This window comes from Lachnobacterium bovis DSM 14045, assembly GCF_900107245.1.
Lineage (GTDB): Bacteria > Bacillota > Clostridia > Lachnospirales > Lachnospiraceae > Roseburia > Roseburia bovis.
Genome location: NZ_FNPG01000006.1, coordinates 164,021 through 181,312, shown reverse-complemented (window position 1 = coordinate 181,312; position 17,292 = coordinate 164,021). Strand labels below are relative to the sequence as shown.

Annotated in this window: 8 protein-coding genes and 1 rRNA gene; all 9 read right to left on the bottom strand. The window is 34.1% G+C overall.

What is annotated here, in order from left to right; all coding sequences use genetic code 11:
• Positions 1-151, bottom strand: a 16S ribosomal RNA gene (locus BLV79_RS02900); the annotation flags it as partial.
• Between the two features lie 1,511 nt (positions 152-1,662).
• Positions 1,663-2,850 (bottom strand): elongation factor Tu, encoded by a 1,188-nt coding sequence (gene tuf / locus BLV79_RS02895; protein WP_022749943.1) that lies wholly within the window; start codon positions 2,848-2,850, stop codon positions 1,663-1,665.
• Between the two features lie 107 nt (positions 2,851-2,957).
• Complete coding sequence (fusA, locus tag BLV79_RS02890; protein ID WP_074716023.1) at positions 2,958-5,075, bottom strand: elongation factor G; 2,118 nt, start codon at positions 5,073-5,075, stop codon at positions 2,958-2,960.
• A gap of 123 nt (positions 5,076-5,198) precedes the next feature.
• On the bottom strand, positions 5,199-5,669 hold the full coding sequence (rpsG, locus tag BLV79_RS02885) for a 30S ribosomal protein S7 (RefSeq protein ID WP_207637420.1): 471 nt from the start codon (positions 5,667-5,669) through the stop codon (positions 5,199-5,201).
• Positions 5,670-5,884: 215 nt separating this feature from the next.
• Positions 5,885-6,304 carry a 30S ribosomal protein S12 gene (gene rpsL, locus BLV79_RS02880; protein ID WP_022749947.1) on the bottom strand — a complete coding sequence of 140 codons (420 nt, stop codon included), beginning with the start codon at positions 6,302-6,304 and terminating at the stop codon, positions 5,885-5,887.
• 187 nt (positions 6,305-6,491) lie between these two features.
• Positions 6,492-10,289, bottom strand: a complete 3,798-nt coding sequence (gene rpoC, locus BLV79_RS02875) for a DNA-directed RNA polymerase subunit beta' (protein WP_074716021.1) — start codon at positions 10,287-10,289, stop codon at positions 6,492-6,494.
• Positions 10,290-10,304: 15 nt separating this feature from the next.
• On the bottom strand, positions 10,305-14,246 hold the full coding sequence (rpoB, locus tag BLV79_RS02870; RefSeq protein ID WP_074716019.1) for a DNA-directed RNA polymerase subunit beta: 3,942 nt from the start codon (positions 14,244-14,246) through the stop codon (positions 10,305-10,307).
• Positions 14,247-14,688: 442 nt separating this feature from the next.
• Complete coding sequence (locus tag BLV79_RS02865; protein ID WP_074716017.1) at positions 14,689-15,858, bottom strand: CgeB family protein; 1,170 nt, start codon at positions 15,856-15,858, stop codon at positions 14,689-14,691.
• 17 nt (positions 15,859-15,875) lie between these two features.
• The gene (locus BLV79_RS02860; protein ID WP_074716015.1) at positions 15,876-17,048 is read right to left on the bottom strand and encodes a glycosyltransferase family protein; all 1,173 of its coding nucleotides are present in this window, start codon (positions 17,046-17,048) and stop codon (positions 15,876-15,878) included.
• Between the last annotated feature and the right edge of the window lie 244 nt (positions 17,049-17,292).

The window sequence follows — 17,292 nt, the reverse complement described above, 5'->3', positions numbered from 1 at the left end:
CATGGCAGGTTACCCACGCGTTACTCACCCGTCCGCCACTCAGTCACATTATCTTCCTTCCGAAGAATTCAAACAATGCGCTTCGTTCGACTTGCATGTGTTAAGCACGCCGCCAGCGTTCATCCTGAGCCAGGATCAAACTCTCATTTTAAAATTTGATTCTCAGAACTTAGCTTGGCTAATTTCCTTGTTACTGTTTTAAAGGTGCATCTTTTTTGATGCTGTTCGTGTAATCTTTTGATTACTTGAATAATTCTCTTTAGAATCTTTCAAGGTTTTTCACTATTTAGTTATCAAAGTTTTTGTTTCACTTATCAGCGACAACTTCTATAGTTTATCATCTTTCTTTGTGTTTGTCAACACTTTTTTTTGTTTTTATTTTTCTAATTCGTAGCTACCAATCAAGGTGCTAATGATCGAATATTTAAAGCCAAAAACAAATGATTATCAATCGCTTATTAATGTTTATATAAACAATTGACGAAAGATGACTGTCGAAGTTTTTCTCACAAACCCAAGCACATGCTTCTGTATATCTACTTTAGCTTTTACGCTTAAGTTTCCTTTGCTTGTGAGCTCTTCGCTGTCAGCTCAATTATAATATCATCTTTTTTGCCGCTCGTCAACACTTAAAGTGGTTTTTTTTATTAAAAGTTTATTTGTTCTTTTTCTTTGTTTGTTCAGAATATTCTGAATGGTAATTAAGCATATAAATTATCAAATACTCATATATATTTTTTATACTGCGCGTATTAAATACATCAGAAAAGAAAATAGAATTCCGAATATTGTAACCTCATTATTTATAAAAAGCTTAATTTTATTTTTTTGAATCTCAGGATCTAATAATTATATTTTACTTCAAAACTTTACTTTTAATACAATTAACCACTACTGCTTAATCGATTATAAGTATGCTTAAAAATAATATGCCTTATAATTATTTTTTAATATAAATCATTATCACATTTGAACAATTATAACTTGTTAGAGCATATTCAACCTTCTATTTATATCAATTTCAATAACTTTTTTATCACTTGACATTATTATCCTGTGTATAGCGCATCCATACTCATGATATACTTCATGAATGAACATATATAATCACAAATTTAGTTTCTTTATAGTGCCTTTTAAATGTTCTTTATTGTTAGCATATTTACTTTAATCAACCAACTACTCTTTGTCTAATCCTATTCTTTGATATATCTACTCAATAATAAATTTTTATATTTCATCTATCTTTCTCTATTATCTGGGTAAATATTTGTTACTTCATTTTCCACACTTCTATACATCTTTTTCCCTCTAATGTTTTCTTAAATATTCTCAAAATTTCATGTACTTATTTATTAAAAAGTATTCTGGCACACACATAAATGTAGTTTCATTAAATTCTCTTTTCTAGTATAATAGAATATTTCTTTTTCTACCTTTTCTTCCAAAATTGCCTTCATGAATAATAGAATAGATATTAAAATTTCTATTCTATTATTCATTTATTATTCGTGTTCTACAACATCTATATCTATTATAAGTTTTTGCTGAAAATTCACTTATTAGGTTTTATCTTCCCGAAACATATGTGTATATATAAAAAAGCTTCCGAGGATATCCTCGGAAGCTTAATTTATAAATTATAACTATTAACGATTAAAATTATTCGATAACAGATGCAACTCTACCAGAACCTACTGTACGTCCACCTTCACGAATAGCGAATGTAAGACCTTGTTCCATAGCTACTGGGTGAATTAATTCGATTGTCATTTCAACGTTATCACCAGGCATGCACATTTCTGTTCCTTCTGGTAATTGGATTACACCAGTAACGTCAGTTGTTCTGAAATAGAACTGTGGACGGTAGTTGTTGAAGAATGGAGTATGACGTCCACCTTCGTCTTTTGTTAATACGTAAACCTGAGCTGTAAATTTCTTGTGGCAAGTTACAGTACCTGGTTTAGCTAAAACTTGACCTCTAACGATTTGGTCACGGTTTACACCACGAAGTAAAGCACCGATGTTATCACCAGCCATAGCTTCGTCTAACTGTTTACGGAACATTTCGATACCAGTTACAACAGTTTTACCAACTTCTTCTTTAACACCTAAGATTTCAAGTTCATCGTTAAGGTGTAATGTACCACGCTCTACTCTACCAGTAGCAACAGTACCACGACCTGTGATTGTGAAGATATCTTCTACAGGCATTAAGAATGGTTTATCTGTTTCACGTTCTGGATCTGGGATATACTCATCAACTGTTGACATAAGTTCCATGATTTTATCTCCCCATTCTCCGTTTGGATCTTCAAGAGCTTTTAAAGCTGATCCTTGGATGATTGGGCAATCTTCGAAACCATATTCCTCTAACTGCTCTGTTACTTCCATTTCTACTAATTCGATAAGTTCTGGATCATCAACCATATCACATTTGTTTAAGAATACAACGATATATGGTACACCTACCTGACGAGAAAGTAAGATGTGCTCTTTAGTCTGAGCCATTACACCGTCAGTAGCAGCTACTACAAGGATAGCACCATCCATCTGAGCAGCACCTGTGATCATGTTTTTAACGTAATCAGCATGTCCAGGACAGTCAACGTGAGCATAGTGTCTGTTATCTGTTTCGTACTCAACGTGAGCTGTAGAGATTGTGATACCTCTTTCTCTTTCTTCTGGAGCTTTATCAATATTTGCGAAATCTACAGCAGCATTACCTTCTACTCTTGCAGATAATACTTTTGTAATTGCAGCTGTTAATGTTGTTTTACCATGATCTACGTGACCAATAGTACCAATGTTACAATGTGGTTTTCTTCTTTCGAACTTAGCTTTTGCCATTTTAAACGTCCTCCTTAATTTGTCTGCTCAAAAAGAGCATAGTTTTTATTTACTCGACTATAAGTGATTATAGTAAATAATTATTAGCTTTTCAATACTCAAAACAATTAATTTGCTTTAGAATTAATAATTTTTTCTTGAACACTCTTAGGTACTTGTTCATATCTTTCAAAGAACATTGAGTAGTTACCACGACCCTGAGTTGATGAACGAAGATCTGTAGCATATCCGAACATTTCTGCTAAAGGAACATATGCTTTAACAATCTTACCATTACCAACATCTTCCATACCTTCGATACGTCCACGACGAGAGTTGATATCGCCGATAACATCACCCATGTATTCTTCTGGCATTGTTACTTCAACTTTCATAATTGGCTCTAAAATAGCTGGTTCAGCTTTTGTCATAGCCTCTTTGAAACACATTGAACCTGCAATGTGGAATGCCATTTCTGAAGAATCGACTTCATGGTATGATCCATCATAAACTGTAGCTTTAATACCAAGTACTGGGAATCCAGCAAGGATACCTGACTGAGCAGCTTCTTCAATACCAGCACCAACTGATGGAATATATTCCTTAGGAATAGCACCACCAACGATAGCTGATTCAAACTTGAATAAGTCTTCACCGTTAGGATCCATTGGCTCAAATTTAACTTTACAATGTCCGTATTGTCCACGACCACCTGACTGTTTAGCATATTTATACTCTTGATCAACTGGTTTAGTAAATGTTTCTTTGTAAGAAACCTGTGGAGCACCTACGTTTGCTTCTACTTTGAATTCACGTAACAAACGATCAACGATGATATCTAAGTGTAACTCACCCATACCTGCGATAATTGTTTGTCCTGTTTCTTCATCAGTATGTGCACGGAATGTAGGATCCTCTTCTGCTAATTTAGCAAGAGCTTCACCCATCTTCTGCTGTCCAGCTTTTGTCTTAGGCTCAATAGCTAACTCAATAACTGGTTCTGGGAATTCCATTGATTCAAGAATAACTGGATGTTTTTCATCACAAATTGTATCACCAGTTGTTGTTGTCTTAAATCCAACAGCAGCTGCGATATCACCAGCATATACTTTATCAATTTCCTGTCTCTTATTAGCATGCATCTGTAAGATACGACCTACACGCTCTTTTTTATCTTTTGTTGCATTAAGAACATATGAACCTGAGTTCATTGTTCCTGAATATACACGGAAGAATGCTAATTTTCCAACGAAAGGATCTGTCATAATCTTAAATGCTAATGCTGAGAAAGGTTCATCATCTGATGAATGTCTTTCGATTTCGTTACCATCCATATCAACACCTTTGATATCTGGAATATCTGTTGGAGCTGGCATATATTCAACGATCGCATCGATTAATTTCTGAATACCTTTATTCTGATGAGCTGATCCACAACATACAGGCACACCTTTGTTATCAATTGTAGCCTGACGAAGTGCAGCCTTTAATTCATCAATTGTTGGTTCTTCACCATCTAGATATTTCATCATCAAATCATCATCAAATTCGCAAATCTTCTCTACTAATTCTAAATGATAAGCTTCAGCTTCTTCTTTCATGTTTTCAGGAATTTCAACAATTGAAATATCTTCACCCTTAGCATCATTATAGATATAGGCTTCCATTTCAAATAAATCAATAATTCCTTCAAAGTAATCTTCTTTACCAATTGGTAATTGGATTACAACAGCGTTTTTACCAAGTTTAGTACCAATTTCATCAACTGTGTTGTAGAAATCTGCACCTAAAATGTCCATCTTGTTAACGAACGCCATACGAGGTACATTATATGTGTCAGCTTGACGCCATACATTCTCAGACTGTGGTTCAACACCACCTTTAGCATCAAATACACCAATAGCACCATCAAGTACACGAAGTGAACGCTCTACTTCAACTGTAAAGTCAACGTGTCCTGGTGTATCAATGATATTGATACGATTCTCTAAAGCTCCTGGTTTAAGCTTAGCATGATCCTGTAATGTCCAGTGACAAGTTGTAGCTGCAGAAGTAATTGTGATACCTCTTTCTTGTTCCTGTTCCATCCAGTCCATTGTAGCTGTACCTTCGTGAGTTTCACCAATTTTATAATTTACACCAGTATAATAAAGGATACGCTCTGTTAATGTTGTCTTACCAGCATCAATATGAGCCATGATACCAATATTTCTGGTTCTGTCAAGTGGATACTCTCTTCCTGCCAAGATTCTTTCCTCCTAATGTTATTGAACTGCTTTATATAACACAAAGCCTGTGATTAAACCATACATGATTTAATCACAGAATTACTGATTAACTTCAAAAAGTAATCAACAAACGACTCAAAACTAGAATCTATAATGTGCAAAAGCTTTATTAGCCTCAGCCATTTTGTGCATATCTTCTTTACGTTTAACTGATGCACCTGTATTGTTAGCTGCATCCATAATTTCGTTTGCAAGTCTTTCTTCTTGAGTTTTTTCTCCTCTAGCACGTGAGAAATTTGTTAACCAACGTAAACCTAATGCTTGACGACGATCTGGACGAACCTCGATAGGTACCTGATATGTAGCACCACCGATACGTCTAGCTTTTACTTCAAGTTGAGGCATAACATTGTTCATTGCCTCTTCAAAAACCTCAAGGGCTGGTTTACCAGTTTTTTCTTCTACTCTAGCGAAAGCTCCGTATACAATTTTCTGAGCAACTCCTTTTTTTCCATCTAACATGATGTTGTTAATAAGCTTAGTTACTACTTTGTTATTGTACATTGGATCTGCTAAAACATCTCTTTTCTGAATATGTCCTTTACGTGGCACGGTACTTCCCTCCTTAATCATGTATTTCTTGCATTTGCAAGTCTGTTTTTCGATTAATTCAACGGTACTCACATGTGTCTTTCTAATGTGTTCGTGCGGAATATTTATCTTCTAGTGAAAATCCCTCTCGGGCAATCCCAACACTAAACCTTTAGTTCTGTTTGTGAGACTATTGCTTGTAAATAATAAATAAATTATTGCTTTCTTAAATAAAATTATTTAGAAGCTTTTGGTCTCTTAGCACCATATTTAGAACGAGCCTGTCTTCTATCAGCAACACCTGCAGTATCAAGTGTACCTCTGATTACGTGATAACGTGTACCAGGTAAATCCTTTACTCTACCACCACGAATTAAAACAACGCTATGTTCCTGTAAGTTGTGTCCCTCACCTGGAATATATGAAGTAACTTCAATACCGTTTGAAAGACGAACTCTGGCAATTTTTCTAAGAGCTGAGTTAGGTTTTTTAGGAGTAGCTGTTTTAACAGCTGTACATACACCACGTTTTTGTGGAGAAGAATTAGCTACAGATTTTTTCTGTAATGAGTTGTAACTTCTCTGAAGTGCTGGTGCAGTAGACTTTTTAGTTGTAGTCTTACGTCCTTTTCTTACTAACTGGTTAAATGTTGGCATTATTTTCACCTCCTATAATCTTATCAATGTGTAATTTTATACACACTAGTATAGTATATATTTAGACATTAAAAAAGTCAAGCATATTTATACTATTAGTATTTCTTTTTATGCTTTTTTAATAATTTTGTTGTTTTATAACAAAAAGATTAGGTGCAAAATGCACCTAATCTCATCAAATCATCAATTATTCTTCTGATGTTGTATCAAATGAAACTATTTCTTGATCATCAAACGAAATCTCTTCATCTTCAATTATTTCACTATCTAATCTTACGTCTCTGTATCTCTTCATACCTGTACCAGCTGGAACAAGTTTACCAATTAATACATTTTCTTTCATACCTATTAATGGATCAATTTTACCTTTAATAGCTGCATCTGTAAGAACTTTTGTAGTCTCTTGGAATGAAGCAGCTGACAAGAACGAATTTGTTGCTAAAGAAGCTTTTGTAATACCAAGTAATACCTGTGATCCTTCAGCTAACTCTTTTCCTTCTTCTTCTAGTTTTTCATTTAACTCTAAGAAATCAAGAGAATCAACCATAATTCCTGGTAATAAATCTGAATCTCCTGGATTTTCGATTCTAACCTTCTGTAACATTTGACGAACTAATACTTCAATATGCTTATCATTGATGTCTACACCTTGTAAACGGTAAACTCTTTGAACTTCTCGTAACATATAATCTTGAACAGCTCTAACACCTTTAATCTTAAGAATGTCATGTGGATTTACTGAACCTTCTGTAAGTTCATCACCAGCTTCAAGCTTCTGACCATCTGTAATCTTAATGTGTGAACCATATGGAATCAAATATGTTTTTGTATCGCCAGTCTCTGAATTTGTTACAATTACTTCACGTTTTTTCTTTGTATCTTTAATTGTCGCAATACCAGCAATTTCTGTAATAATTGCTAAACCTTTTGGTTTACGAGCTTCAAAAATCTCCTCAACACGAGGAAGACCTTGTGTAATATCGTTTCCGGCTACACCACCAGTATGGAACGTACGCATTGTAAGCTGTGTACCAGGCTCACCAATTGACTGAGCAGCAATAATACCTATTGCTTCACCAACTTGTACAGCCTGACCTGTTGCCATGTTTGCACCATAACACTTAGCGCATACTCCCATGTGTGATCTACAAGTTAAAATAGTACGAATCTTCACTTCTTTGATAGGTTGACCATCTTTTCCTACTCCTCTAGAAATAACTTCTTGAGCTCTAAGAGGTGTAATCATATGGTTAGCTTTTACTATAATGTTTCCATCTTTATCTACAATATTTTCGCATGCAAATCTACCTGTAATACGATCTTGAAGTGACTCAATCTCCTCTTTTCCGTCCATAAACGCCGAAACATACATACCAGGAATCTCTCTTCCTGTTCCTTCGCAGCAATCTGATTCACGTACTATCATATGCTGCGATACATCAACCATTCGACGTGTTAAGTATCCTGAATCGGCTGTACGTAAAGCTGTATCTGAAAGTCCTTTACGAGCACCATGCGCAGACATGAAATACTCCAATACATCAAGACCTTCACGGAAGTTTGATTTAATAGGCAACTCAATTGTCTTACCTGTTGTATCAGCCATCAAACCACGCATACCTGCAAGCTGTTTGATCTGTTTATCAGAACCACGGGCTCCGGAATCAGCCATCATGAAGATATTATTATATTTATCAAGACCTGTTAATAGGGCTTTTGTTAACTCATCATCAGTTTCTTTCCATGTTTCAACAACTTCTTTATATCTTTCTTCTTCAGTTATTAAACCACGTTTATATTGTCTAGAAATCTTATCTACTGTATTCTGAGCATTCTCAATCATTTGAGGCTTCTGAGGTGGTACAGTCATATCTGAAACTGATACTGTCATAGCCGCTCTTGTCGAATAACCATATCCCATAGCTTTAACCGCATCTAATACTTCTGCTGTCTTTGTCGAACCATGAATATTAATAACTTTTTCAAGAATTTTCTTAATCTGTTTTTTACCAACATGGAAATCAACCTCTAACTTAAGAGCTTCATCTGGATTTGATCTATCAACGAAACCTAAATCCTGAGGAATTACTTCATTGAAAATCAATAAACCTAATGTTGTTTCAACAAAACCTGAAATCTTTTCACCATTTGTCATTTCAACTGTTCTATATACATAAATCTTCTGGTGTAAAGTAATCTCCTTGTTCTCATAAGCAAGATAAGCTTGATTCATGCTACCATATCTGTATCCAATTAAATCGATTGGTTTACATAATACTTTTCTATTGTTATCTTCAATATCTTCGAACCAAATATAATCATATAAACCTAATTCTGCTTCATCATTCGCGTTTTTAGGTTCTACAAGATTCTTGATTTCTTCAATATCAGTATAAACCTTATCTGATACAGCATTAATTGACTTGTCATCAGAATAATCAGCCAATTTACGCATTGTTAAGTAATATAATCCTAAAATCATATCTTGAGATGGAACAGCAACCAAACCACCATCTGATGGTTTCAATAAGTTGTTTGGTGACAATAACATAAATCTACATTCTGATTGTGCCTCTACAGATAATGGTAAATGCACAGCCATCTGATCACCATCGAAATCGGCATTAAAAGCTGTACAAACTAATGGATGAAGTTTAATAGCCTTACCTTCTACCAAAACTGGCTCAAATGCTTGAATACCTAATCTATGAAGTGTAGGAGCACGGTTTAACATTACTGGATGCTCTTTAATTACATCTTCTAAGACATCCCATACTTCTGTTTGTAATCTTTCTACCATTTTCTTGGCTGATTTAATATTATGTGCTGTACCATTGGCTACTAATTCTTTCATAACGAAAGGTTTAAATAATTCAATTGCCATTTCTTTTGGTAAACCGCATTGATAAATTTTCAATTTTGGTTCTACACAAATTACGGAACGTCCTGAATAGTCAACACGTTTTCCTAATAAGTTCTGACGGAAACGTCCACCTTTACCTTTTAACATGTCTGATAAAGATTTAAGTGCTCTATTACCTGGACCTGTAACTGGGCGTCCTCTTCTACCGTTATCAATTAAAGCATCAACAGCTTCTTGAAGCATTCTTTTCTCATTTCTAACAATAATATCAGGTGCTCCAAGATCTAATAATCTTCTTAAACGGTTATTTCTATTAATAATTCTTCTATATAAGTCATTTAAGTCAGATGTAGCAAATCTACCACCATCTAATTGTACCATTGGTCTTAAATCAGGTGGGATTACAGGAATTACTGTCATAATCATCCATTCTGGACGATTTCCAGATTCTCTGAAAGCTTCAATTACTTCAAGTCTCTTAATAATTCTAGCTCTCTTCTGACCTGTTGCATTCTCTAATTCAGCTTGTAATTCTGCGGATTCCGCATCTAAATCAATTGCTTCTAGTAATTCTCTAATTGCTTCTGCACCCATTCCAGCTCTAAATGCACTTCCATACTGTTCTCTTGCTTCCTGGAAATCAGCTTCTGTTAAAATCTGTTTATATGAAAGGTTTGTATCTCCTGGATCAAGTACAACGTATGCAGCAAAATATAGTACTCTTTCAAGAACTCTAGGTGATAAATCTAAGATAAGTCCCATTCTTGAAGGTATACCTTTGAAGTACCAAATGTGAGATACTGGAGCAGCAAGTTCAATGTGGCCCATGCGTTCTCTTCGAACGCTGGCCTTTGTAATTTCTACTCCACATCTATCACACACTACACCCTTGTATCTGATTTTCTTATATTTTCCACAATGACATTCCCAGTCTTTAGTTGGTCCAAATATTTTTTCACAATAAAGACCATCTTTTTCTGGTTTAAGTGTTCTATAGTTAATTGTCTCTGGTTTTTTAACTTCACCATGTGACCATTCTCTAATCTTTTCTGGAGAAGCCAAACCAATCTGAATTGCATCAAATTGTACTGCTTGATTCATTTCTTCTTTTATATCTGGCATTTATAATACTCCCTTCTACTCAAGGTCTGAAACATCTAGTGAATCGTCAAACGCGTCATCTAGTTGTTCATCATCAGTATCTTCTATATTGACTAACTCTTCTTTTTCAGAATCAAATTCTTGTTTTGTAAAGCCGTGCTCTTCAAATGATTCTTGATTCTCAAATGCAAAGTTCTTATCATTTCCAATTATTGCATTAAGATCTGTGTTTCCATATTCGCTAGTTTCCATAAGTTGTACTTCATCACGATTTTCATCCAATAATTTAACATCAAGTCCGAGCGCTTGTAACTCTTTAAGGAGTACCTTGAATGACTCTGGAATACCTGGTTCAGGAATATTGTCGCCCTTAATAATAGCTTCATATGTCTTAACACGACCAACAACATCATCGGATTTTACAGTTAAGATTTCTTGTAATGTGTAGGCTGCTCCATACGCTTCAAGAGCCCAAACCTCCATTTCTCCGAATCTCTGTCCACCGAACTGTGCTTTACCACCTAATGGCTGCTGTGTAACTAATGAGTATGGTCCAGTTGAACGTGCATGAATCTTGTCATCTACTAAGTGATGCAATTTCAAGTAATGCATGTGTCCAATTGTTACTTTTCCATCAAAGAACTCTCCGGTACGTCCATCTCTAAGCTGAACTTTACCATCTCTAGAAAGTGGAACACCTCTCCACTCTTCTCTATGAGCTCTATTAGTATATAAGTAATCAATAACTTCTGGTCTTAATATGTCTTTATATTTTTCTTCAAAAATACCATCGAAATCATCAACACTCTTGTCCTCTTTAGCAGCCCATGTTTCGGCTTCTTCTCTATTGAATGGCCAATTAACATAATCATTTGCTACTTCAAGAATATCTCCGATATCTTCTTCGTTTGCACCGTCAAATACTGGCGTTTCAATATTAAATCCAAGTGCTTTTGCTGCAAGTGACAAGTGGATTTCAAGGACCTGTCCAATATTCATACGCGATGGTACACCCAAAGGATTTAATACAATATCTAATGGTCTACCATTTGGTAAAAATGGCATATCTTCAACTGGTAACACACGTGAAACTACACCCTTATTACCATGTCGTCCGGCCATCTTATCACCAACTGAAATTTTTCTCTTCTGAGCTATATAAATTCTAACAGATTGATTTACTCCTGGTGGTAATTCGTCTCCATTTTCTCTTGTAAATACTTTTGCATCTACAACAATACCGTATTCACCATGTGGAACCTTTAATGAAGTATCTCTTACTTCACGCGCTTTTTCACCAAAAATAGCTCTTAATAATCTTTCTTCTGCAGTTAATTCTGTTTCTCCCTTTGGAGTAACTTTTCCTACAAGGATATCACCCGCACGCACCTCAGCACCTACACGAATAATTCCTCTCTCATCAAGGTCTTTAAGAGCATCTTCACCAACACCAGGAACATCTCTTGTTATTTCTTCTGGTCCTAACTTAGTGTCTCTAGATTCAGATTCATATTCCTCTAAGTGAACTGATGTGTAAACATCATTCTGTACAAGTTTTTCACTAAGTAAAACGGCATCCTCGTAGTTGTAACCTTCCCAAGTCATGAATCCAATTAATGGGTTCTTTCCTAAACCTAATTCACCATTTGATGTAGAAGGACCATCTGCAATAACTTCTCCAGCTTTAATTCTATCTCCTTTAAATACGATAGGTCTCTGGTTATAACAGTTAGATTGGTTAGAACGTGCAAATTTTGTCAACACATATTCTCTTCTGTTTCCATCATCTTCTTTTACAACAATTCTATTTGATTCAGCACTTAAAACTACACCATCAGCTTTTGCTACAACAGAATCTCCAGAGTCAACAGATGCTTTTGTTTCCATTCCTGTACCTACTGCAGGTGCTTCTGTTGTCAACAATGGTACTGCCTGACGCTGCATGTTTGATCCCATTAACGCACGGTTCGCATCATCATTCTGTAAGAATGGAATCATCGCTGTCGCAACAGAAAATACCATCTTAGGTGATACATCCATGTAGTCAAACATTGATTTATCATATTCTTGTGTTTCTTCTCTATAACGACCTGATACAGAATTTCTAACGAAGTGTCCTTCTTCGTCTAATTTTTCGTTAGCCTGAGCTACATGATAATTATCTTCTTCATCTGCAGTCATATAAACTACTTCATCTGTAACTTTTGGATTTTCCGGATCAGTTTTGTCAATCTTACGATATGGTGCTTCTATAAAGCCATACTCGTTAATTCTTGCATAACTAGCAAGTGAGTTAATCAAACCAATGTTAGGACCTTCAGGTGTCTCGATAGGGCACATTCTACCATAATGTGAATAATGTACATCTCGAACCTCGAATCCAGCACGATCTCTTGATAAACCACCTGGTCCTAATGCTGATAAACGTCTTTTATGTGTAATTTCTGATAAAGGATTGTTTTGATCCATGAACTGTGAAAGTTGTGATGAACCAAAGAATTCTTTAACAGCAGCTGTAACAGGTTTAATATTAATCAATGATTGTGGAGATATTGTTTCAATATCTTGTGTTGTCATTCTTTCACGAACAACTCTTTCTAATCTTGATAAACCAATTCGATATTGATTTTGTAACAACTCACCTACTGCACGAATACGTCTGTTTCCTAAATGATCAATATCATCATCTTTTCCACATCCCCACTCTAAATGCATATTGTAGTTAATTGAGGCAAAAATATCTTCTTTTGTAATATGTTTTGGAATCAAATCATTAATATTAGCTTTAATCCTATCAATCTTACTCATTGAATCATCTTCTTGCTCTAATAATTCAATTAACGCAGGATAATATACAAGCTCTTTAATTCCTAGTTCTTCTGGATTTTCAATTTCAGGAACCCATTTTGTAATATCTACCATCATAGATGATAAAATTTTTACATTTCTTGTTTCTGTTTGAATCCACACATAAGGAACAGCAGCATTTTGAATCTCATCTGCTAATTCTCTTGTTACTATATCTCCCTTTTCAGCGATAAATTCACCAGTTGAAGGATCTGTAACATTTTCAGCAAGAACTTGACCACTAATTCTATTTTTAAGTGCTAACTTCTTATTGAATTTATATCTACCTACTTTAGCCAAATCATATCTTCTTGCATCAAAGAACATTGACGAAATTAAACTTTCCGCACTATCTACAGAAAGTGGTTCACCTGGACGAATCTTCTTGTAAAGTTCCAATAATCCGCCTTCATAACTTCCCTGTGGATCTTTTTCAGTAATAGTTGGATCCTTTTCAAAAGAAGCTAAAATCTTTGGTTCTTCACCAAATAATTCAACAATCTGCTGATTTGTACCAATTCCAAGAGCTCTGATGAACACTGTAATAGGTACCTTTCTTGTTCTATCTACACGAACATTGAAAACGTCATTGGAATCAGTTTCGTATTCTAACCATGCACCGCGATTTGGAATTACTGTACATGAAAAAAGTTCTTTTCCAACTTTATCATGATCTATTCCATAGTAGATACCTGGCGAACGAACTAATTGACTTACAATTACTCGCTCTGCACCATTGATAACAAAGGTACCAGTCTCTGTCATTAAAGGTAAATCTCCCATGAATATTTCATGCTCATTTATTTCATCTGTCTCTTTATTATGAAGTCTTACCTTAACCTTCAAAGGAGCAGCATATGTAGCATCTCTTTCTTTACATTCTGGAATTGTATATTTAACATCATCTTCGCATAATGTAAACCCTACAAAATCCAAGCTAAGATGTCCACTATAATCAGTTATTGGAGATATATCTGCAAAGGCTTCTTTTAAACCTTCATCCAAAAACCATTGATAGGAATCCTTTTGAACTTCTATCAGATTTGGCATCTCTAATACCTCTTTTTGTCTCGAGTAACTCATACGCATGCCTTTTCCAGCCTTGACCGGACGTAATCTGTTTTTCTCCATTGACGTTTCACCTCTCGTTTTTATTTTCATTATTAATTATTAACTAGTTTTTTGAGGCTTTTTTCTATCATTTAAGCCTACTGCACCATAATAGTGCAATTTATAGTATACAACCAAAACAACTTAATTGCAAGCTTAATTTACTAGAATCTTGTACTCTTATCATTTTTTATATAATTTATATATTTTCATAATAATTATCCAATTTTTGTTATCAATTTTATATAGAAAACATAAATAAAGCGCATGGCTTTTCTTTTCTGTTTCAATTATTATCTATAATAATTGATTCAACAAAATCCATACGCTCTGTAAAAAAACACTTGTTTTTTCATAATTATTTTTTTCTTCTATATAATATGTACATAACAATAAATCCGACATATAAATTGTAATACACGCGAGCGACACAAAACTGCACCACCAGTCACTTATTACATTCTTATTTTTTTACAATATCCATTATCTCATTCATAATATGATCAAATGTATAATTTTCTCTTATTTTTTTTCTTGCATTTTTTGCTATTTCTTTTCTTTCTTCCTCATTTGCAAGATAGTATTTAATTTTATTAACCAAATCATCATCGTCTTCATACATCACAAAATCTTTGCCCTCTTCAAAAAAATCATACATATCTTTTTGATAATTTGTTAATAAGAATCCTTCACTTCCCATTATATCCATGCAGCGTAGAGGTATACCATTTTTTATGCTTCTTAACGTTATATTTAAATTAATTTTACTTAAGTAAAACGCAAGATTCATTTCCGTCTCATAGAATGCAACCCCCATATTTTTGATACCAGAAATTATTGTATCTTTTTCCCAAGTAAACAATTTGCATTTTTGTGGAAACTCTTTTCCAACTCTTTCTAAAATTCTTCGCCGTTCTTTCTGGGTGATTTTTCTATTTATTACATAATTTTCATATATGTATTCTAAATCGAACGCTCCACGAGGGGTCCCATATTTAAGTTCTTTTTCTAACATTTCAATTATTTCAGGTGTCAAAACTTGCTTAACAAAACTGTATCCATAAATCTTTTCCTGTGCTGCTACCACAGCATCCATATATCCATTTAGAAATTCATTATTCTTTTGCTGAATCATATCATAGTAATTATGTTGTTCATCATATAACTGTCCCATAAAAGAAATATCACTCACCAATTTTTCTTCATCATAGTCGCTCTTTAATTCTTCATCAATCACATCTGGGTCAGTTGGAAGTATCATATAATACACATTTTCCAACCCGCCCTCATAAAGTTCACGATATTGATAACTATCAAACAAAAACACATAGTTAGTTGGATATTTCAGCTGATATGAATACAACAAAACATACGGACAATCATACACAAACGAAACATATTTCATGTTATTTTTGTAGCAATAATCTGCCAATATTGGATAAAAGTTAAACGAAAAACAAATATCGATATTATTCTGTTTACAAAAAGAGTCTATCTCTCTATCAAAAGCTTCGCTTTTATCTTCTTGATAATCCTTGTGCATAAATTCGAACACTTCGTTATTCATTTTTTTTAAGGCCCTAATGGTTCCCTCTTTAGCGTAACACATCCAATCCAAAAACAAAATATTCATATTCCAACCCCCTTTTTTTAATTATCAAACGCCATTTCTAGCATACGCGTCAACTGTTTTTTCATAGTGTAGTTTTTTTCTAGAAATTCATACCCAGCTTCTGAAATATCTCTTCTTTCTTTTTCATGCGACAAAAAATACTCTATTTTTTCATCCAGTTCATCTAAAGTTGAATACGTTTCCAAACACTTTCCTACTTCAAACATCTCTGCAATTTCTTGCTGATAGTTTGAAATCAAAAAACCCTTACAACTCAAAACATCATATACCCTAAGCGAAACACCCGTCCTTATGGATTTTGACGTCGTATTTATGTTGATTCTAGAATTCCTAAAAATAAACGGCATCTCCGTCTCAGTCTTTGCATTGCCATGATTATGTATATTCTTTATTTCACTCGTATCGCTATATGTATATATATCTATTTCAAAATTATCCGACAAATGCCTAAATGTATCAATTCTTTCCTTAGCAGTAACCGCCGCACCTAAATAATACTGGCTAAAGATTACCTTGTCTGACAAATTTTCGTAGGAATTTATATCTTCAAAATTCCTTACAAATGGTTTTATTTTTTTTACAAAACTTTCATCCACAACTTCATCTAAAAAATAGGCTCCATAGCACCATTCTTGACAATCTATTAGCCCTTCTAAATAGCCTCTGTAAAACTCAGGCATATTTTTTAAATAACTCGCAAGTGGATTTTTTTCTGTATAAAGCGACCCTACAAATGAAACGTTATGCTTATACTTACTCACATCTTCTGTATTAAGCATCTTATTTCTTTCTTCAAGCCTTGCTCCCAATGGTAAATGAAAAACTCTAGAACTGTTATATTTTGAAATTTCCATAGCTAGCGTTCTGTCAAATATAAAAATTCTGTTATTATCATTTGCAACAGTCTTGCTATATAATTCTAAAACCGGAGAATCAACCACCCAAGTCAAATATCTAATATTAAATATTCTTGTCATTTCTGATAAAAAAGGAAAAAAATTTATTGAAAACACAAACAATACTTTATTCTCTTCTAAAAGTTCCGCCACTTCAGTTACTGCACGCTCAATCGGATAGTTCTTGTCTATAACCTCTTTATCATACACTATAATCTCAATTCCAAACTCTTCAAACGTTCTCATTATGTCTTTTTCACAAATACTTCCATATCTGTAAAATAGCATTTTCATAAAATGTTTTCTCCTTTTTTACCATTTTAGCTTCTCAAACAAACCTCATCAATTCTAACATCAAAACCTGTGTTCATTAAGGTACCATACCTTTTGTTTATCGTCCTATAAAACTATTTCTTTATATCTCTACGAATTTTTTTAATATTTTTTAACTCACATCTTTTTACTTGTTTATTAATTAAAAAAGGCAAGAACTAATGAATAGTTCTTGCCTTTTTGATAGAATAAGCTATATACTAAA